The sequence below is a fragment of the Duganella sp. LjRoot269 genome (genome assembly GCF_964254095.1).
GTDB classification, from domain to species: Bacteria; Pseudomonadota; Gammaproteobacteria; order Burkholderiales; family Burkholderiaceae_D; genus Rugamonas; species Rugamonas hordei.
Genome location: NZ_CAXUSL020000001.1, coordinates 4,360,380 through 4,379,361, shown reverse-complemented (window position 1 = coordinate 4,379,361; position 18,982 = coordinate 4,360,380). Strand labels below are relative to the sequence as shown.

18 protein-coding genes are annotated in these 18,982 nt (G+C 64.2%); 15 read left to right on the top strand and 3 right to left on the bottom strand.

Annotation, left to right across the window (positions count from 1 at the left end):
- From ispC to ACSQ3S_RS19545, 11 genes are all read left to right on the top strand, one after another.
- Entirely contained in the window at positions 1 to 1,194 is a 1,194-nt protein-coding gene (gene ispC / locus ACSQ3S_RS19595) for a 1-deoxy-D-xylulose-5-phosphate reductoisomerase (RefSeq protein WP_176651096.1), read from the top strand.
- Positions 1,191 to 2,573: an RIP metalloprotease RseP gene (gene rseP / locus ACSQ3S_RS19590; RefSeq protein WP_436143491.1), complete on the top strand. Its 1,383-nt coding sequence runs from the start codon at positions 1,191 to 1,193 to the stop codon at positions 2,571 to 2,573. Before ispC ends, rseP begins: the two co-directional genes overlap by 4 nt.
- A 63-nt stretch (positions 2,574 to 2,636) precedes the next feature.
- Entirely contained in the window at positions 2,637 to 4,973 is a 2,337-nt protein-coding gene (gene bamA, locus ACSQ3S_RS19585; RefSeq protein WP_436143490.1) for an outer membrane protein assembly factor BamA, read from the top strand.
- A 72-nt stretch (positions 4,974 to 5,045) separates the two neighbouring features.
- Positions 5,046 to 5,549, top strand: a complete 504-nt coding sequence (locus tag ACSQ3S_RS19580; protein ID WP_353404529.1) for an OmpH family outer membrane protein — start codon at positions 5,046 to 5,048, stop codon at positions 5,547 to 5,549.
- Between the two features lie 21 nt (positions 5,550 to 5,570).
- Positions 5,571 to 6,626 carry a UDP-3-O-(3-hydroxymyristoyl)glucosamine N-acyltransferase gene (gene lpxD, locus ACSQ3S_RS19575; RefSeq protein WP_436143489.1) on the top strand — a complete coding sequence of 352 codons (1,056 nt, stop codon included), beginning with the start codon at positions 5,571 to 5,573 and terminating at the stop codon, positions 6,624 to 6,626.
- A 3-nt stretch (positions 6,627 to 6,629) separates the two neighbouring features.
- The gene (gene fabZ / locus ACSQ3S_RS19570) at positions 6,630 to 7,145 is read left to right on the top strand and encodes a 3-hydroxyacyl-ACP dehydratase FabZ (RefSeq protein ID WP_176651091.1); all 516 of its coding nucleotides are present in this window, start codon (positions 6,630 to 6,632) and stop codon (positions 7,143 to 7,145) included.
- Between the two features lie 2 nt (positions 7,146 to 7,147).
- Entirely contained in the window at positions 7,148 to 7,939 is a 792-nt protein-coding gene (lpxA, locus tag ACSQ3S_RS19565) for an acyl-ACP--UDP-N-acetylglucosamine O-acyltransferase (protein ID WP_176651090.1), read from the top strand.
- Entirely contained in the window at positions 7,923 to 9,113 is a 1,191-nt protein-coding gene (lpxB, locus tag ACSQ3S_RS19560) for a lipid-A-disaccharide synthase (protein ID WP_436143488.1), read from the top strand. The genes lpxA and lpxB overlap by 17 nt, the downstream gene beginning before the upstream one ends.
- An 11-nt stretch (positions 9,114 to 9,124) precedes the next feature.
- Positions 9,125 to 9,772 (top strand): ribonuclease HII, encoded by a 648-nt coding sequence (gene rnhB / locus ACSQ3S_RS19555; protein ID WP_436143487.1) that lies wholly within the window; start codon positions 9,125 to 9,127, stop codon positions 9,770 to 9,772.
- Positions 9,769 to 10,554 carry a TrmH family RNA methyltransferase gene (locus tag ACSQ3S_RS19550; protein ID WP_176651088.1) on the top strand — a complete coding sequence of 262 codons (786 nt, stop codon included), beginning with the start codon at positions 9,769 to 9,771 and terminating at the stop codon, positions 10,552 to 10,554. The genes rnhB and ACSQ3S_RS19550 overlap by 4 nt, the downstream gene beginning before the upstream one ends.
- 19 nt (positions 10,555 to 10,573) lie before the next feature.
- Positions 10,574 to 11,782, top strand: coding sequence for an EAL domain-containing response regulator (locus tag ACSQ3S_RS19545; RefSeq protein ID WP_176651087.1), 1,209 nt, complete (start codon positions 10,574 to 10,576; stop codon positions 11,780 to 11,782).
- Between the two features lie 217 nt (positions 11,783 to 11,999).
- Here the strand turns inward: ACSQ3S_RS19545 and ACSQ3S_RS19540 are convergent, their stop codons facing one another.
- Both ACSQ3S_RS19540 and ppsR read right to left on the bottom strand, forming a co-directional pair.
- Positions 12,000 to 12,365, bottom strand: coding sequence for a hypothetical protein (locus tag ACSQ3S_RS19540; RefSeq protein WP_436143486.1), 366 nt, complete (start codon positions 12,363 to 12,365; stop codon positions 12,000 to 12,002).
- 72 nt (positions 12,366 to 12,437) lie between these two features.
- Entirely contained in the window at positions 12,438 to 13,286 is an 849-nt protein-coding gene (ppsR, locus tag ACSQ3S_RS19535) for a posphoenolpyruvate synthetase regulatory kinase/phosphorylase PpsR (RefSeq protein WP_176651085.1), read from the bottom strand.
- A 153-nt stretch (positions 13,287 to 13,439) separates the two neighbouring features.
- Between ppsR and ppsA the strand changes: the two genes are divergently transcribed.
- The 4 genes from ppsA (at position 13,440) to ACSQ3S_RS19515 (ending at position 17,849) form a co-directional block, all read left to right on the top strand.
- The gene (gene ppsA / locus ACSQ3S_RS19530) at positions 13,440 to 15,872 is read left to right on the top strand and encodes a phosphoenolpyruvate synthase (protein WP_436145054.1); all 2,433 of its coding nucleotides are present in this window, start codon (positions 13,440 to 13,442) and stop codon (positions 15,870 to 15,872) included.
- Positions 15,873 to 16,028: 156 nt separating this feature from the next.
- A complete protein-coding gene (locus ACSQ3S_RS19525) occupies positions 16,029 to 16,451 on the top strand; it encodes an NfeD family protein (protein WP_176651084.1) in 423 nt (140 codons plus the stop codon).
- A 21-nt stretch (positions 16,452 to 16,472) separates the two neighbouring features.
- Complete coding sequence (locus tag ACSQ3S_RS19520) at positions 16,473 to 17,423, top strand: SPFH domain-containing protein (protein WP_413449223.1); 951 nt, start codon at positions 16,473 to 16,475, stop codon at positions 17,421 to 17,423.
- A gap of 9 nt (positions 17,424 to 17,432) precedes the next feature.
- A complete protein-coding gene (locus tag ACSQ3S_RS19515) occupies positions 17,433 to 17,849 on the top strand; it encodes a DUF4259 domain-containing protein (RefSeq protein ID WP_353404543.1) in 417 nt (138 codons plus the stop codon).
- A 1-nt stretch (position 17,850) separates the two neighbouring features.
- Here ACSQ3S_RS19515 and ACSQ3S_RS19510 read toward each other — a convergent pair whose 3' ends face one another.
- Complete coding sequence (locus ACSQ3S_RS19510; protein ID WP_436143485.1) at positions 17,851 to 18,912, bottom strand: TIGR03118 family protein; 1,062 nt, start codon at positions 18,910 to 18,912, stop codon at positions 17,851 to 17,853.
- Positions 18,913 to 18,982: the final 70 nt, after the last annotated feature.

The following is an 18,982-nucleotide window of genomic DNA, read 5'->3' as shown; positions in this document are numbered from 1 at the left end:
ATGCAACAAATCACCATCCTTGGCGCCACCGGTTCGATCGGCGTGTCCACGCTGGACGTGCTCGCCCGCCACCCCGAGCGCTATGCCGTCTACGCGCTGTCCGCGCACAGCCGCGTCGACGAATTGGCGGCCCAGTGCATCGCGTTCCGTCCGGCGCGCGCCGTGGTCGGCAGCGCCGCCGCCGCCGACCGCCTGGGCGTGTTGCTGCGCGCGGCCGGCGTCGACACCGAAGTGGAATATGGCGAAGCGGCCTTGTGCAGCATCGCCAGCGCGGCGGAAGTCGACAGTGTGATGGCCGCCATCGTCGGCGCCGCCGGCCTGGCGCCGACCCTGGCCGCCGCCCGCGCCGGCAAGAAGGTGCTGCTGGCCAACAAGGAAGCGCTGGTCATGTCCGGCCAGCTGTTCATCGACGCCGCGCACGAAGCGGGCGCGGTGCTGCTGCCGATCGACAGCGAGCACAATGCGATCTTCCAGTGCCTGCCGCAGTTCGGCGGGCGCGTGCCGGCGGTGCGCGACGACGCGGCCGGCGTGGCCAAGATCCTGCTGACCGCCTCCGGCGGCCCGTTCCTGACGCGCGACGTGGCCACGCTGGACGCGGTCACGCCGGAGCAGGCCTGCAAGCACCCCAACTGGTCGATGGGCCGCAAGATCTCGGTCGATTCGGCCACGATGATGAACAAGGGCCTGGAAGTGATCGAGGCGCACTGGCTGTTCGGCGCGCCGGCCGACCGCATCGAAGTCGTCATCCACCCGCAGTCGGTGATCCATTCGATGGTGTCGTATGCCGACGGCTCGGTGCTGGCGCAATTGGGCAATCCCGACATGCGCACGCCGATCGCCCACGCGCTGGCCTACCCGGAGCGCATCGCTTCCGGCGTGGCCCAGCTGGACCTGACGCAGATCGCCACGCTGCAGTTCGAGCGTCCCGATTTCAACCGTTTCCCCTGCCTGGCGCTGGCGTTCGAAGCGCTCAAGGCCGGCGGCACCGCGCCCGCGCTGCTGAACGCCGCCAATGAAGTGGCGGTGCAGGCCTTCCTCGACCTGCGGATAGGCTTCCGCCAGATCGACCGCGTGATCGCGCACGTGATGGAAGCGTTGCCGCACGGCGCCGCCGACAGCATCGCCGCCGTCATGGCGCAGGACGGCGCCGCGCGCGCCGCCGCCGAAACCTATATCGCCGGACTGGCAAAATGAACTTCCTGCAAACCGCGCTGGCATTTGTCGTCTGCCTGGGCTCCCTGGTCATCTTCCACGAGCTGGGGCACTACCTGGTGGCGCGCTGGTGCGGCGTCAAGGTGCTGCGCTTCTCGGTCGGCATGGGCAAGGTGGTGTGGTCGCGCCGTTTCGGGCCGGACCAGACCGAATGGGCCGTCTCCGCGCTGCCGCTGGGCGGCTACGTCAAGATGCTCGACGCGCGCGAGGCCGACCTGGGCCACCTGCCGCCGGAAGAGCTGAAGCGCGAGTTCACGCGCCAGAACGTGTGGAAGCGCATCGCCATCGTGGCCGCCGGCCCGCTGGCTAATTTCCTGATCGCGATCGTGCTGTTCGCCGGCTTGTACATGCACGGTGTCGAAGAACCGGCCAGCAAGGTCAGCGTGCGCGCGACGGTGGACGCCGCGCCGGCCGCCGCCTGGGCCGCCGGCCTGCGCACCGGCGACGTGGTCACCGCCGTCAACGAGCAGCCGGTCGCCGTCTGGTCCGAGCTGCGCTGGAGCCTGATCCAGGCCGCCATCGATAAGAAGGAAGCCCGCATCGCCGTCGAGCGCGTGGGGCAGGGCCGCTTCACCTTCACGCTGCCGGCCGCCGCGTTGTCCGCGCTGGACCTGGAGGGCGACGTGCTGGGCAAGCTTGGCGTCGGCGTCTCCCGCCCGACGCCGGTGGTCGAGCAGGTGATCGCCGGCGGCGCGGCCGACCGGGGCGGCCTGCGGGTCGGCGACCTGCTGGTGGCCGTCGACGGCACGCCGGTGGCCGACGGCATCGCCTTCATCGACATCATCCGCGCCTCGGCCGGCAAAACCGTGCAGGTGGCGGTCCGCCGCGCGGGCCAGCCGCTGACGCTGGCCATGGCGCCGCAGGCGGAACAGGTGAAAGGCGAGGCAAAAACCGGTAAGGGAACTGTAACAGTCGGTAAGATCGGCGCCTACGTCGCTCTGCAGCCGGATATGATCACCGTGCCATCATCCCCGGTTGCGGCCGTGGGAAAAGCCATGACGCGGGTCTGGGATACCTGCACGATGACCCTGAAGATGATCGGCAAGATGATCACCGGCGAGGTCTCGCTGAAGAACGTCACCGGACCGATCACGATCGCCGATTATGCCGGGCAAACGGCGCGGATGGGCGCGGCGAGCTATTTGAGCTTCATCGCCTTCATCAGCATCAGTTTGGGGGTGATGAATTTGCTACCGATTCCGGTTCTAGATGGGGGGCATTTGCTGTATTATTCGCTGGAAGTTTTAACTGGGCGTTCTGTACCGGAACGTTTTGGCGAGATTGCGCAGCGTGTCGGTATGGGGTTGTTGCTGACCCTGATGCTGCTGGCGGTGTTTAACGACGTCGCCCGGCTGCTGTAGCAGGCGCGCTTTCGCTTTGTATCTATATGAGTAGTTCGTTGATTTAGCCATTGAATAACCCCAATGAAATTATATTCTGACCGTATTACTTCACCTTCCTTTCGCCGTAGCCTGATCGGCGCCGCTGTCCTGGCGCTGTGCGCCGGCAGTGCCATGGCCATCGAGCCCTTCGTCATCAAAGACATCCGCGTCGAAGGGATCCAGCGTACGGAAGCCGGTACGGTCTTCAGCTATCTGCCGGTACGGGTGGGCGAGACCTTCAACGACGACAAATCCATCACCGCCATCAAGGCGCTGTATGCCACCGGCTTCTTCAAGGACGTCAAGCTCGAAGCCGACGGCGGCGTGCTGGTGGTGCTGGTCGAGGAACGCCCGGCCATCTCCAAGGTGGAATTCACCGGTACCAAGGAATTTGAAAAAGACACGCTGGTCAAGGCGCTGAAGGACATCGGCGTCGGCGAGACCAAGATTTTCGACAAGGCGTCGGTCGACCGCGCCGAGCAGGAATTGAAGCGCCAGTACCTGTCGCACGGCCTGTATGGCGTCAAGATCGTCACCACCGTCACGCCGATCGAGCGTAACCGCGTCAACATCACCTTCGCGGTGGACGAGGGCGACGTCGCCAAGATCAAGCAGATCAACATCGTCGGCAACAAGGTGTTCTCGGACAAGGAGCTGAAAGACCAGCTGGCGCTGAACACCGGCGGCTGGTTCAGCTGGTACACCAAGGCCGACCAGTACTCCAAGACCAAGCTGACCGGCGACATCGAGTCGCTCAAGTCCTACTACCTGGACCGCGGCTACATCGAGATGAACATCGACTCGACGCAGGTGTCGATCACGCCGGACAAGAAGGACATCTACATCACCATCAACATCACCGAGGGCGAGAAGTACAAGGTCTCGGGCATCAAGTTCGAAGGCGAGACCTTCGGCCGCGAAGAGGAACTGCGCTCGCTGGTGCTGCTGCGCGAAGGCGAAACCTATTCCGGCGCGCGCCTGACCGCCACCAACAAGCTGATCTCCGATCGACTGGGCACCTTCGGCTACGCCTTCGCCAACGTCAACGCCAATCCGGACATCAACCGCGAGAAGCGCGAAGTGGCGTTCACGTTCTTCATCGATCCGGGCAAGCGCGCCTACGTGCGCCACATGAACATCGCCGGCAACACCACCACGCGCGACGAGGTGATACGCCGCGAGTTCCGCCAGTTCGAGTCGTCGTGGTACGACGCCAACAAGATCAAGCTGTCGCGCGACCGCGTCGACCGCCTGGGCTACTTCAAGGACGTGACCATCGACACGCCTGAAGCGCAGGGCACGTCCGACCAGGTCGACGTCAACCTGACCGTGGTGGAAAAACCGACCGGTAACTTCCAGATCGGCGGCGCGTTCTCGCAGTCGGAGAAGTTCAGCTTCCAGGCCGCGATCCAGCAGGCCAACTTCGCCGGTTCGGGCACCACCGTCGGCATCGAACTGAATACCTCGAAGTACAGCCGCACGATTTCGTTCTCGCAGACCGACCCGTACTACACCGACGACGGCGTGTCGCGCTCGTACGAAGTGTACCTGCGCACGCAGCAGCCGCCGGCGCTCAACATCGGCTCCTACACCATCAAGCAGCAGGGCGGCCGCATCAGCTACGGCGTGCCGTTCTCCGAAGTGGACACGGTGTTCTTCGGCATCGGCCTGGAACGCTCGAAGATCACCACCGACGAAACGTCGCCGATCCGCTTCAAGGAATACGTCACCACGATCACCGGCAACACCACCGGTATCGGCACCGCCGCCACCAACGCCGTGCCGCTGACGGCCGCCTGGGCGCGCGACAGCCGCGACTCGGCGCTGACGCCGACCGTGGGCCGCTACCAGCGCGCCAACCTGGAGCTGGATCTGGTCGGCCAGCAGAAATACTACCGCGCCGTGTACGAGCACCAGTGGTACAAGCCGTTGTTCTCGAAAGTGACGCTGGCGCTGAAGGGTGAGATCGACTACGGCCATGGTCTGGGCAGCAGCAGTTATCCGGTGTTCAAGAACTTCTACGGCGGCGGCATCGGTTCGGTGCGCGGCTACCTGAGCTCCTCGCTGGGCGCGGTCGACTACACCTACGGCGATGCGCTGGGCGGCGCCTCGCGCCTGATCGGCAACGCCGAGCTGCAGCTGCCGTTCCCCGGCTCGGGCCAGGACCGCAGCCTGCGCTGGTTCGGTTTCCTCGATACCGGCCAGGTCTACCAGGAAGGCCAGAAGATGCGCGCCTCCGAGCTGCGCTACTCGACCGGCCTGGGTATCAGCTGGATTTCGCCGGTCGGCCCGCTCAAGTTGAGTTATGCTAAGCCTTTGAACGCCAAGCAGGGCGACCGCCTGGAACGCTTCCAGTTCCAGATGGGCAGCGGCTTCTGACGCGCTTCCAATGATGACTAGAGACTTTAATATTTTCCCCGGAGAAACAAGTTGAAGACTGTATCTGCTACCTTGACCAAATCCCTCGCCGTGCTTGCACTGGGCTGGTGTGCGTTGGCGCCGGTGCAGGCCCAGACCTCGGCCTCGCGCATCGCGTGGCTCAGCCCTGAGCGCATCTACAACGAATCGAAGCTGGCCAAGCTGGCCGGCGAAAAGCTGCAGGAAGAGTTCAAGAGCCGCGAGAAAGCCATGGCGGACATGGCTTCGCGCCTGAAGACGTCGACCGAAAAGCTGGAAAAGGACATGCCGGCCCTGTCCGAGGCCGACCGCGTCAAGCGCCAGCGCGACGTGTTCGAGCTGGATAAGGAATACCAGCGCCGCCAGCGCGAGTTCCGCGAGGATTTGAACCAGCGCACCAACGAGGAACGCCAGGCGATCTCGGAAAAAGCCACCAAGATCATCAAGCAGCTGGCACTGGTCGAAGGCTTCGACATCGTGCTGCAGGACGCGGTCTGGGCCAGCCCGCGCATCGACATCACCGAAAAAGTGCTGGCGGCGCTGGATAAAGACAAATAAAACGATAGATTGGACCACCCGATGGGCACTCGACTAGGGGAATTGGTCGAACGCTTGGGCGGGCAGTTGATGGGGGACGCGAACCTGGAAGTGACCGGGATCGCGCCATTGACGGACGCCGGCGTTTCGCACATCAGCTTTCTCAGCAATAGCAAACTGCGCGCGCAAGCGCTGCAAAGCCAGGCGGCGGCACTGATCGTGTCGGCCGCCGACGACGCTTTTATCGCCGCCGGCTTCCAGGGCGCGCGCATCGTCACCAACAATCCGTATGTGTATTTCGCCCGCGCGGCGCAGTATTTCGAATCGCTGACGGCCATCGTGCCGGCGGCTGGCGTGCACGCCAGCGCGGTGGTCGCCGACGACGCGCGCATCGCCGCCAGCGCCCATGTCGGCGCGCGCGTGGTGGTGGAGGCGGGCGCGGTGATCGGCGAGGGCGCGGTGATCGACGCCGGCTGCTACATCGGCCGCGAGGCGGTGATCGGCGAGGACACGCATTTGTTCGCCAACGTGACGTTCCATTCGCGCTGCGTGATCGGCAAGCGCGGCATCATCCATTCGGGCGCCGTCATCGGCACCGACGGATTCGGTTTCGCCAACGAGGGCGGGGCCTACATCAAGATTCCGCAGACCGGGCGCGTGGTCATCGGCGACGATGTGGACATCGGCGCCAACACCACCATCGACCGCGGCGCGCTGGCCGATACGATCATCGAGGACGGCGTCAAGCTGGACAACCAGATCCAGATCGGCCACAACTGCCACATCGGCGCGCACACGGCGATGGCCGGCTGCGTCGGCGTGGCCGGCAGCGCGAAGATCGGCAAGTACTGCACCTTCGGCGGCGCCGCCATGGTGCTGGGCCACCTGACCATCGTCGACAAGGTCCACGTGGGTTCGGGCAGCATGGTATCGCGCTCGATCCTGGAACCGGGACAGTACACAGGCTTTTATCCGCTGGCCAAAAACAGCGAATGGGAAAAATCAGCCGCCATCGTCCGCAATTTGTCGACGATGCGCGATAAAATTCGCGCGCTGGAAAAAACAATTAAAACACTGACGAATCACGACGAGAAATAAATCATGACTACTACCACTCCAGAAACCACCGAAGCGTCCACCTGCACCAAGAAGTGCCTGGACATCCACGCCATCAAGCAGTACCTGCCGCACCGCTACCCGATGCTGCTGGTGGACCGCGTGCTGGACTGGGAGTCGGGCAAGACCATCACCGCCATCAAGAACGTCACCGTCAACGAGGAATTCTTCAACGGCCACTTCCCGCACAAGCCGGTGATGCCGGGCGTGCTGATGATCGAGGCGATGGCGCAGACCGCCGCCATCCTGTCGTTCCTGACCATGGACATCAAGCCGGACGAGAATTCGGTGGTGTACTTCGTCGGCATCGACAACGCGCGCTTCAAGCGTCCGGTGGAGCCGGGCGACCAGCTGGTGATGAATGTCGAGATCCTGCGCGTGTCGCGCGGCATCTGGAAGTACAAGGCGGTCGGCACGGTCGACGGCCAGACGGCGGTCGAGGCGGAACTGATGTGCACCATCCGCAGCGCATCGGACGCCAGCCAGCCAGCAGGCAAGTAATCATGGCGACGATACACGCCACCGCCATCGTCGATCCGAAGGCGCATCTCGACACCGGTGTCGAGGTCGGGCCGTATTCGGTCATCGGTCCCAACGTCGTCATCGGCTCGGGCACCGTGGTCGGGCCGCACGTGGTCATCGAAGGCCACACCACCATCGGCCGCGACAACAAGCTGTTCCAGTTCTCGTCGATCGGCGCCGCGCCGCAGGACAAGAAATGGAACGGCGAGCCGACCAGGCTGACCATCGGCGACCGCAACACCATCCGCGAGTTCTGCACCTTCAACACCGGCACGGTGCAGGACAAGGGCGTGACCTCGCTGGGCAACGACAACTGGATCTCGGCCTACGTCCACCTGGCGCACGACTGCCAGGTCGGCAGCAACACGATCTTCTCGAACAACGCGCAGATCGCCGGCCACGTCGAGATCGGCGACTGGGTCATCATGAGCGGCTTCGCCAATGTGCACCAGTTCTGCAAGATCGGCGCGCACGCGTTCGTCGGCATGAGCACCTCGCTGACGCAGGACGTGCCGCCGTTCGTGCTGTTGAACGGGAATCCCGCGCAGGCCCACGGCGTCAATATCGAGGGCCTGAAGCGGCGCGGCTTTACGCGCGAGCAGATCAACGGCATCCGCGGCGCCTACAAGACCATCTACCGCTCCGGCCTGACGCTGGAAGAGGCCAAGGCCGCGCTACAGGCCGAAGAAGAGGCCAGCCCGGCCGACGTGGCGCAGCACATCCGTGCCATGCGCGACTTCCTCGGCGTCGCCAGCCGTGGCATCGTCCGCTGACAGCGCGCGGCCGATGGTGGCTGCGCAACCGGGCGTGCCATCCATAGCGCTGGTCGCCGGCGAACCGTCCGGCGACGTGCTGGCGGCGCGCCTGCTGTCCGGCCTGCGGCCGCACCTGCCCGACACCCGCTTCCACGGCATCGGCGGCGAGCACATGATCGCCCAGGGCTTCGAATCGCACTACCCGATGGACAAGCTGACGGTGCGCGGCCTGCTGGCCGTGATCCCGCGCTACCGCGAGATCAAGGGCATCCAGAACGCGCTGCGCGACCGGCTGCTGGCCGAGCGGCCGGCGGCCTTCATCGGCGCCGACTACCCGGGCTTCAACCTCGGGCTGGAAGAGCAGCTGAAGGCGGCCGGCATTCCGACCATCCACTACATCGGCCCGCAGATCTGGGCCTGGCGCGGCGGCCGTATCAAGAAAATCATCAAGGCGGTGTCGCACATGCTGGTGGTGTTTCCGTTCGAGGAAGAAATCTACAAGCAGGCCGGCGTGCCGGTCAGCTATGTCGGCCATCCGCTGGCCGAGCTGATCCCGCTGGCGCCGGACGAGGCGGGCGCGCGCCGCGCGCTGGGCCTGGCGGAGGACGCCAGCGTGGTGGCCATCATGCCGGGCAGCCGCATGTCCGAACTGAAGTACAACACGGCGGCCTTCATCGGCGCCGCCAAACTGCTGAAGCAGCGCGACAGCACGCTGAGGTTCGTCGCGCCGATGGCGGGCGAGCGCCAGCGCCGGTACTTCCTCGAACTGGTGGCGCAGGCCGGCCTGCAGGACGTCGAAGTGCAGCTGCTCGACGGCCAGTCGCATACCGCCATCGCCGCGGCCGACGCGGTGCTGGTGGCGTCGGGCACGGCGTCGCTGGAGGTGGCGCTGTTCAAGAAGCCGATGGTGATAGCCTATCGCATGATGGAGCTGGAATGGCAGATCCTGCGCCACTTTGGCTACCAGCCGTGGATCGGCCTGCCGAACATCCTGGCGCGCGAGTTCCTGGTGCCGGAGCTGCTGCAGGACGCGGCCAATCCGCAGGCGCTGGCCGACGCGATGTGGCAGCAGCTGAGCGACGCGCCGCACCGCCTGCGGCTGGCGCAGCGCTTCGCCGACATGCATCACAGCCTGCTGCGCAACAGCGCGGTGGAGAGCGCGGCCGCCGTGCTCAAAGTCATCCAAGCATAAAGAGTATCAACGTGAATAATCAACAATCCGGCCTGTTCGACTTCCTGCCCGATTCGCCCGACGAGATCATCTGCGGCGTCGACGAGGCGGGACGCGGGCCGCTGGCCGGCCCGGTGTTCGCGGCCGCCGTCATCCTCGACGTCTCGCGGCCCATCGACGGCCTGCGCGATTCGAAAAAACTCACCGAAGCCAGGCGCGACATGCTGGCGCCGCTGATCAAGGCCCACGCGCTGGCGTGGGCGATCGCCGAGGCGTCGGAAGAGGAAATCGACAAGCTCAACATCCTGCAGGCGTCGATGCTGGCGATGCGGCGCGCGGTGGAGGCGCTGAGCACCGTGCCGACGCTGGCCCTGATCGACGGCAACCGCTGCCCGGTGATGAAGATCCAGTCGATCGCCGTGATCGGCGGCGACGACAAGGTCGATGCGATTTCGGCCGCGTCGATCCTGGCCAAGACCGCGCGCGATGCCGCGCTGGTGGCCTTGCATGCGCAGTATCCGCAGTACTGCTTCGACCAGCACAAGGGCTACGGCACCGCGCTGCACCTGGAGCGCCTGCGCGAGCACGGCGCCTCGCCGGTGCACCGCCGCTCGTTCGCGCCGGTGCGCGAGGTGCTGGAACTGTTCGCGGCCCGTACCAGTGGCGGGAGGGCGGCATGAAGACGATCACCTCGCGCGACAACGCGCAATACAAGGACCTGGTCAAGCTGGCCGGCAGTTCCCAGGCGCGACGCAAGTCCGGCCGCACCCTGCTCGACGGCGTGCACCTGTGCCAGGCCTACCTGCAGCTGCGCGGCCTGCCGGAGCAGTGCGTGGTCAGCGAATCGGCGCTGCACAATCCGGAAGTGATGGACATCGTCGGCCAGCTGGAAGCGCGGCATGCGCACGTGCTGGGACTGCCGGACGCGCTGTACAACGCCGTCAGCCAGGTCGAACACGGCGTCGGCGTGATGTTCCTGATCGAGACGCCCGAGCGTGCGGTGGGCGGGCCGCTGGCCGTGTCGGCGGTGCTGCTCGACAACGTGCAGGATCCCGGCAACGTCGGTTCCATCCTGCGCAGCGCGGCGGCGGCCGGCATCACGCAGGTCTATTGCAGCGCCGGTACGGCGTTCTGCTGGTCGCCCAAGGTGCTGCGCGCGGCCATGGGTGCGCACTTTGTGCTGGATATTTTCGAGAACGTCGACCTGGCGGCGCTGGTGTCGGCGGCCAAGGTGGCCACGCTGGCCACCAGCGGCTATGCGACCCAGCGGCTGTACGACGTCGACCTGCGCCAGCCTGTGGCCTGGCTGTTCGGGCACGAGGGGCAGGGCGTGGCGGACGATCTGCTGTCGATGGCGACCCATCAGGTGGTGATACCGCACCTGGGCCAGGTCGAGTCGCTGAACGTGGCCGCATGCGCGGCAGTATGCTTTTTCGAACAAGTAAGGCAGAATCAGTCTTAACGCATCAACGGAGCAGTTCATGGATATCGCGCAGTTGCACTTTCTGGTAGCCGAAGGGGATCAGGTACAACGCCACGCGCTGGCCGACATCCTGGTGCACCTCGGCGTCGGCCGGATTACGCAGGCGCCGGACGGCCACACGGCGATGCGCCATTTCAGCACCGCCGCCAACATGGCGCCGCCCGTTGATATCGCCATCATCGACCTGGCGCTGCCGGGCATGGACGCGCTGGAACTGATACGCCGCCTGGCCGACGCCAAATCGCGCGTGGGCGTGGTGGTGGTGGGCGCGCAGTCGAACGCGGTGCTGTTCTCGGTCGAGACCATGGCCGCCGCCTACGGCATCAACATGCTGGGCGCGATCGGCAAGCCGGTCATCGGCAGCCGGCTCGAGGCGCTGATCACCAACTACCTGCAGCCGGGCGAAGCGCGGACCGCGGCGCGCCCGACAGTGCCGCCGATTTCGTTTGCCGAAGTGGGGCAGGGACTGCAGGCGCGCGAGTTCGACCCCTTCTTCCAGCCGAAGATCGAGCTCGAGACGGGACAGGTCAAGGGCCTGGAGATGTTCGCCCGCTGGCGCCACCCGCTGTACGGCGTGCTGGGACCGGCGTCGTTCATGCAGGTGCTGGAGGATAACCGGCGCGTCGATTTCCTCGACTGGAGCATGATCGAAAAGTCGGTCGCGGCCTGCCGCACCTTGCACGACCAGGGCATACCGATCTCGTTTTCCATCAATGTTGATCAGAGCACGCTGGCGCATCCGCAGTTCATGGACCAGATCGCGGCCTGCCTGGACCGGCACCGCATCATGCCCGACTACATCACTTTCGAGATGACCGAGTCGGCGGTGCTGACCACGGATCCGCATTTTCTCGAACGGTTATTGCGTTTGCGGATGAAAGGATTCGGGCTGGCCATCGACGATTACGGCACCGGCCGCAGTAATTTGCAATTACTGGCGCGCATACCTTTTTCGGAACTGAAAATAGACCGCAGTTTTGTCGACGGGGCGTCCAAGAAACAAGCCATCGGCACCGTATTGCGTTCCTGCCTTGGCCTGGCACGCAGCCTGGATCGTCGTTCGGTGGCGGTCGGCGTAGAAACAAAACAGGATTGGGATTTCCTGCAAGGCCTGGGCTGCACTTATGCCCAAGGCTATTATATCGCCAAGCCTATGCCGGTCGAGGAATTCCCCGCCTGGCTGGCCGACTGGCAGCACTTCTTCTAATCACTTTCCCCGAGTATAAATATACCTGGTTTATATGACCGGGGTATTGACTCGCCTATACTCCTCTCATCTCTTTTTTTTCATTGCGCTTCGTTGCCCCGCAATTCGCTCAATTCATGCTTGAAATTGGCATGTTTTAGCTAAAATCCGGCATGGCTAGGGTATGGGAGGGTAATATATCAAACCGGCTGCAATATAATGCAGCCGGCGTATTTATTTAATCCGGGAGATAACTGCGGCGCACACCGGCCATTAATTCCGTCAGTGCTTGTTTATCGCGCCAGCGGCCCTCGGCCATTACGCCCAATGGCGAACGTAAAGTCGATAAGCCATCCAGCGGATTCTGCTTGGTTAATATCAGGTCTGCGCGATAACCAGTAATAATCTGGCCAAACTGCACGCCGCCTTTTGTGCGCGAGATAAAGGTTCCCGGCGCGCGGGTTGCGGTAGATAATACCTGGTAACGGCTCAGTCCCGAGCGTTCCAATTCAGCCAGATTATCGTGCAGCGAATATCCCGGTACCAGTCCGGGAATAGATGGTGCGTCAGTTCCCGACAGTAATTCGACGCCGGCATCCGCCATCGCCTTCAGTTTGCGCAGGAACGCGAGCTTGGCCTCCAGCCGCGCGCACTTGCCGGCATAATCAGCAGCCCCTCAGTACTCGCGCCGGTTCGGCTTGATCTCTTGCAGGATGGTGGTGGAGATTTCCTCGATCGACTTGGTGGTCGACGACAGCCAGCGTATGCCTTCGCGCTTCATCATCATTTCGGCCTCGTTGACCTCGTAGCGGCAGTTTTCCAGCGCCGCGTACTTGCTGCCGGCCCGCCGTTCGTTGCGGATCTCCGACAGCCGCTCGGGCGTGATGGTCAGCCCGAAGATCTTGGATTTGAACTCGTACAGCGACGACGGCAGCTTGCCGCGCTCGAAATCGTCCGGGATCAGCGGATAGTTGGCCGCTTTGATGCCGTATTGCATCGCCAGGTACAAACTGGTCGGCGTCTTGCCCGAGCGCGACACGCCGACCAGGATCACGTCGGCCGACGACAGGTTCTTGTGCGACTGGCCGTCGTCGTGCGCCAGCGAGAAATTGATCGCCTCGATGCGATTCTTGTACTCCTCGCTGTCGACGATGTTGTGCGAACGGCCGATGGTGTGGGTCGATTTGACGCCCAGTTCCTGTTCCAACGGCGCAACAAATGTTTGAAACATGTCCATATACATGCCCTTGCAGTGGCGAATGACGTCGGACAACTCCGTCTTCACCAGCGTGGAAAAGATGATCGGACGTTGACCGTCGGTTGCAAAGGCCTCGTTGATCTTGCGCACCGCGTCGTGCGCCTTGTCCAGCGTATCGATGAACGGCAGCCGGACTTGGCGGAAGCGCAGCTCGAACTGGGTCAGCACCGAGTGACCAAAGGTTTCCGCCGTGATGCCGGTGCCGTCGGAGACGAAAAACACGGTGCGGGCGGAGGAAGGCAGCGTGGGGCGTTGTTCTTGTGTCATGTAGAGTGAGCCTGTCAGTATTGTGAATCGTCAATTTGGGCCGCAGGCTGTAGAATGGGCGCCATTGGTAAGATTGTGCTGCACGACGACCAGAATAACAAGAAACAAGTCTGCGCCTCGCTGGAAGATTTCTATCATCAAAAAGGTGTAATTATGTCCAACGCAGCATTGAAGGAGCAAAACAACGAAGCGGTTTATGTTGCCTCGTTTGAACACTTGCGAATGACGGATGTCGAATCCGTCGGCGGCAAGAACGCCTCTCTGGGCGAAATGATCAGCCAGCTGGCTGAAGCCGGTGTCCGGGTTCCGGGCGGCTTCGCCACCACGGCGCAGGCATTTCGCGACTTCCTGTCGCACAGCATCGGTGGCGGCAAGCCGCTGGCCGACCGCATCGCCGACCGCCTCGCCGACCTGAACATCGACGACGTGCGCGCGCTGGCGCAAGCGGGCGCCGAGATCCGTCAGTGGATCGTCGAAACCCCGTTCCAGCCGCGCCTGCAGAAGGAAATCGAAACCTTCTATGACCAGCTGGTCGCCGACTCCAGCACCGAGATGTCGTTCGCCGTGCGCTCGTCGGCCACCGCCGAAGACTTGCCGGACGCCTCCTTCGCCGGCCAGCAGGAAACCTTCCTCAACGTGGTCGGCATCGACAACGTGCTCGACGCGATGAAGCACGTGTTCGCATCGCTGTACAACGACCGCGCGATCTCCTATCGCGTGCACAAGGGCTTCACCCACGCCGAAGTGGCGTTGTCGGCCGGCGTGCAGCGCATGGTCCGCTCCGACCTGGGCGCGGCCGGTGTCATGTTCACCATCGACACCGAGTCCGGCTTCAAGGACGTGGTGTTCGTCACCTCCAGCTACGGCCTGGGCGAGACGGTGGTGCAGGGCGCGGTCAATCCGGACGAGTTCTACGTCCACAAACCGATGCTGGAAAAGGGCAAGTCGCCCGTCATCCGCCGCAACATCGGCTCCAAGCTGCTGAAGATGGAATTCACCAGCGAAGCCAAGGCCGGCCGCTCGGTCAAGACCGTCGACGTGCCGGTTGAAATGCGCAACCGCTATTCGCTCAACGACCAGGAAGTGGTGGAGCTGGCCAAGTACGCCGTCATCATCGAGAACCACTACGGCCGTCCGATGGACATCGAGTGGGGCAAGGACGGCCGCGACGGCAAGCTGTACATCCTGCAGGCGCGTCCCGAGACCGTCAAGTCGCAGCAGAAGGCGACCGACGTGCAGCAGCGCTTCAAGCTGAAATCGTCCGGCACGGTGCTGGCCTCCGGCCGCGCGATCGGCCAGAAGATCGGCGCCGGTCCGGTGCGCGTGATCCACGACCCGGCCGACATGGAACGCGTGCAGCCGGGCGACGTGCTGGTCGCCGACATGACCGACCCGAACTGGGAACCGGTGATGAAGCGCGCCTCGGCCATCGTCACCAACCGCGGCGGCCGCACCTGCCACGCGGCGATCATCGCCCGTGAACTGGGCGTGCCGGCCGTCGTCGGTTGCGGCGACGCGACCGAAGTGCTGAAGGACGGCACTTTCGTCACCGTTTCCTGCGCCGAAGGCGACGAAGGCAAGATCTACGACGGCCTGCTGGAAACGGAAATCTCGGAAGTGTCGCGCGGCGAACTGCCGAAGCTGCCGACCAAGATCATGCTCAACGTCGGCAACCCGCAGCTGGCGTTCGACTTCCAGTCGGTGCCGAACGGCGGCGTCGGCCTGGCTCGTCTCGAGTTCATCATCAACAACAACATCGGCGTGCACCCGAAGGCCATCCTCGAGTACCCAAACATCGACGCCGACCTGAAGAAGGCGGTGGAGTCGGTCGCGCGCGGCCACGCCTCGCCGAAAGCCTTCTACGTCGACAAGCTGGCCGAAGGCATCGCCACCATCGCCGCCGCGTTCTGGCCGAAGCCGGTCATCGTGCGCCTGTCGGACTTCAAGTCCAACGAGTACAAGAAGCTGATCGGCGGCTCGCGCTACGAGCCGGATGAAGAGAACCCGATGCTGGGCTTCCGCGGCGCGGCCCGCTACCTGGCGGCCGACTTCGCCGGCGCATTCGAAATGGAATGCCAGGCGATGAAGCGCGTGCGCAACGACATGGGCCTGACCAACGTCGAGATCATGGTGCCGTTCGTCCGTACCCTGGGTCAGGCCGAGAAGGTCGTCAACCTGCTGGGCAAGAACGGCCTGGTGCGCGGCGAAAACGGCCTGCGCCTGATCATGATGTGCGAAGTGCCGTCGAACGCCATCCTGGCCGACCAGTTCCTGCAACACTTCGACGGCTTCTCCATCGGTTCCAACGACCTGACCCAGCTGACCCTGGGCCTGGACCGCGATTCCGGCATGGCGCTGCTGGCGGCTGACTTCGACGAGCGCGACCCGGCCGTCAAGGCGCTGCTGTCGATGGCGATCAAGGCTTGCCGCGACCAGGGCAAGTACATCGGCATCTGCGGCCAGGGTCCTTCGGACCATCCGGACTTCGCCGCCTGGCTGATGGAGCAGGGCATCGAATCGATGTCGCTGAACCCGGACTCGGTGATCGATACCTGGCAGAAACTGGCGACACTGACCAAGCAATAATAAAGTGTTGACGCGGGACGGATTTGGTTTAGACTGGAGTTATCGAATTTAGTAGCAAATAACACTATCAATACCAACTGCCCCGCAGTAAAAACCCTCGCAGCCCGCACCGGGAAGCGGGGGTTTTTGCATTTTGAAACCTGAAAGGAGAGCACTATGGCTGACTGGAGTTACTGGGCCTTTGCCGCCGGCGCGACGGTCATTTTGGAACTGTTCACCGGCACCTTCTACCTGCTGATGATCGCCATCGGCATGAGCTCGGGCGTGCTGGCCGCGCTGCTGGGCTTCGGCATGGAGGCGCAGACGGTGCTTGCCGCCGTGGTCGGCGTGGCCGCCACCGTGCTGCTGCGGCGCAGCCGCTTCGGCAAGCAGGAAGACCGGGTGCGGGCCGAGCGCGATCCGAACGTCAACCTCGACATCGGCCAGACCGTCCACGTGCCGGCCTGGCAGGACGGCGCGGCGCGCGTGATGTACCGCGGCGCGCTGTGGGATGTGGAACTGGAGCCGGGGACTACGCCGGCGCCCGGCCAGTACACGATACGCGAAGTACGCGGCAGCCGCCTGATCGTGGCGGCCTGAGATCAACCTACGGAGAATTCAATGGATATCAGCATCGGCAACGTCACCTTCATCCTGTTCATACTGGCCCTGGTGTTCGTGTTCAAGACCATCAACGTGGTGCCGCAGCAGCACGCCTGGGTGGTCGAGCGGCTCGGCAAGTACCACGCCACGCTGGGCCCCGGCCTGAACATCGTCATCCCCTTCGTCGACCGCATCGCCTACAAGCACGTGCTGAAGGAGATCCCGCTCGACGTGCCGCCGCAGGTCTGCATCACGCGCGACAACACCCAGCTGCAGGTCGACGGCATCCTGTACTTCCAGATCACCGACGCCATGCGCGCCTCGTACGGTTCGTCGAACTACATCGCCGCCATCACGCAGCTGGCGCAGACCACCTTGCGCTCGGTGATCGGCCGCATGGAGCTGGACAAGACTTTCGAGGAGCGCGAGCATATCAACACCGCCATCGTCAACGCCATCGATGAATCGGCCGCCAACTGGGGCGTCAAGGTGCTGCGCTACGAGATCAAGGATTTGACGCCGCCGAAGGAAATCCTGCACGCGATGCAGGCCCAGATCACCGCCGAGCGTGAAAAGCGCGCGCTGATCGCCGCCTCGGAAGGCCGCAAGCAGGAGCAGATCAACATCGCCAGCGGCGAGCGCGAAGCGCAGATCGCACGCTCGGAAGGCGACAAGCAGGCCGCCATCAACCGCGCCCAGGGCCAGGCCGCCGCCATCATCGCGCTGGCCGAAGCGAATGCGTCGGCGCTGCGCCAGGTCGGCGCGGCGATCCGCGAGCCGGGCGGCGAGGACGCCGTCAACCTGAAGGTGGCCGAGCAGTATGTGGGCGCGTTCTCGCAGCTGGCCAAGACCAATAATTCGATTATCATCCCGGCCAACCTGGGCGAGATGAGCGGCTTGATCGCCACCGCCATGCAGGTCGTCAAATCACAGAAGGATGCGCCGCTGGTCAAGCCGGCCAAGGCATAAGGAGCAACGATGGGAACATGGGCAGTGGACGCCTTCGGCAACGACTACGCGCAGGACTGGGCGGAGGACTTGAAGGAAACCAGCAATCTCGACGCGGTCGAGAACACGCTGGACGTGGCGCTGGAGGACAACGGCGATGAACTGGAAATGCCGTTCGCCGTCGAGGCGCTGGTGGCGATCGAAGTGCTGGCGCGGCTGCAGGGCAAGGGCGGCGCGCGCACCGAGGACAGCGCCGCCGTCGACGACTGGGTGGACGCGCGCAAGCCCAAGGCCAGGTTGCGCACCGACCTGGCGGAAAAGGCGGGCCGCGCCATCGAGCGCATCCTGTCGGAGCGCTCGGAGCTGCGCGAGCTGTGGGAGGAGAGCGAGCACTATCAGGAATGGCTGGCCTCGGTCGAAGACTTGCGTTCCCGCCTCACCGCATAAGTCACAGCATATCGATGCGGCCGTAGGCGCCGTGTTGTTCGTCGCCTGGGCCGGCGCTGAAGAACAGCGTGTTGGTCGGCTGGCTGTTGATGCCGGGACCGAAGGCGATGCCCCACAAGCCGTCGATGACGATGGCGCTGCCGTCGCCCCTGGCCAGCGTGCCGGCGCTGGCGCCGGTGACCGGATCATAGGCGTTGATCTTGCCGTCGCCGAAATTCCCGACCAACAATTTTCCGCTGTAGCTGCCGAAATTGGACGGCGCCATCGCCATGCCCCAAGGCGCGTTCAGGGTGCCGCCGCGCACCAGTTGCTTGAGCAGGTTACCGGCCGTGTCGAACACGTCGATGGCGCCCAGGCCGGCGCCGGCCTGCTCGTCGTCGCCGCTGGTTTCGCGCTGGGCGTAGGCGACATAGATGCGGTCGCCGATGGCCTGGATGCCGAACGGCGCATAGCCCGCCGGCAGCGAGCTGTCGCTGAAGCTGCCCGGCAGCGCCACCTTGTTGAAGCCGGCGTCGAAGACGTCGACGCGCTTGTTGTGGAAGTCGGCCGCGTACAGGTAGTTGGCGTTGTTCCAGGTGGCGATCGCCAGGCCCTTGTACACCGCCTGCGCGGCGGCGCCGTCGTACACCTTGACGGCGTTGTTGCGGTCGACGGCCGGCGACCAGGCGGAGATGGCGCCGCTCTCATGGCTGAAGATGAACGGGCTGGCGCGGAAGTCGCCGCTGCCGTTGTAGACGATGCCGGTCGGCGCCGCCGGCGTGGCGACCACCAGCGTCTGCGGCACGCCGTTGCCGTCATACAGCGTCGAGCTGTCACTGCCGTTGTTGGCGACCCAGACAAAGCCGGCCGGATTGAAGGCGATGCCCCATGGATTGACCAGCTTGGCATCGGTGTGGGCGGCACCGGTCGCGGTGTCGGTGACCAGGTTGGCCACGGCGAAGTGGGTGGCGGTGGCCGGCGGCATCACCACCGGCGGCGCCGCCATCGACGGGTTGTCGTAGCCCCCGCCGCCGCAGGCGGTGAGGATCAGGGCGGCCAGCAGGGGGAAAGTCGAAGTGCGCATGGCGATTCCTTTCGAGAGCTCGGGTTGGTGGACTGTGGATTCCAGCCCCTCGCTCGCAGGTTTCGTCGTC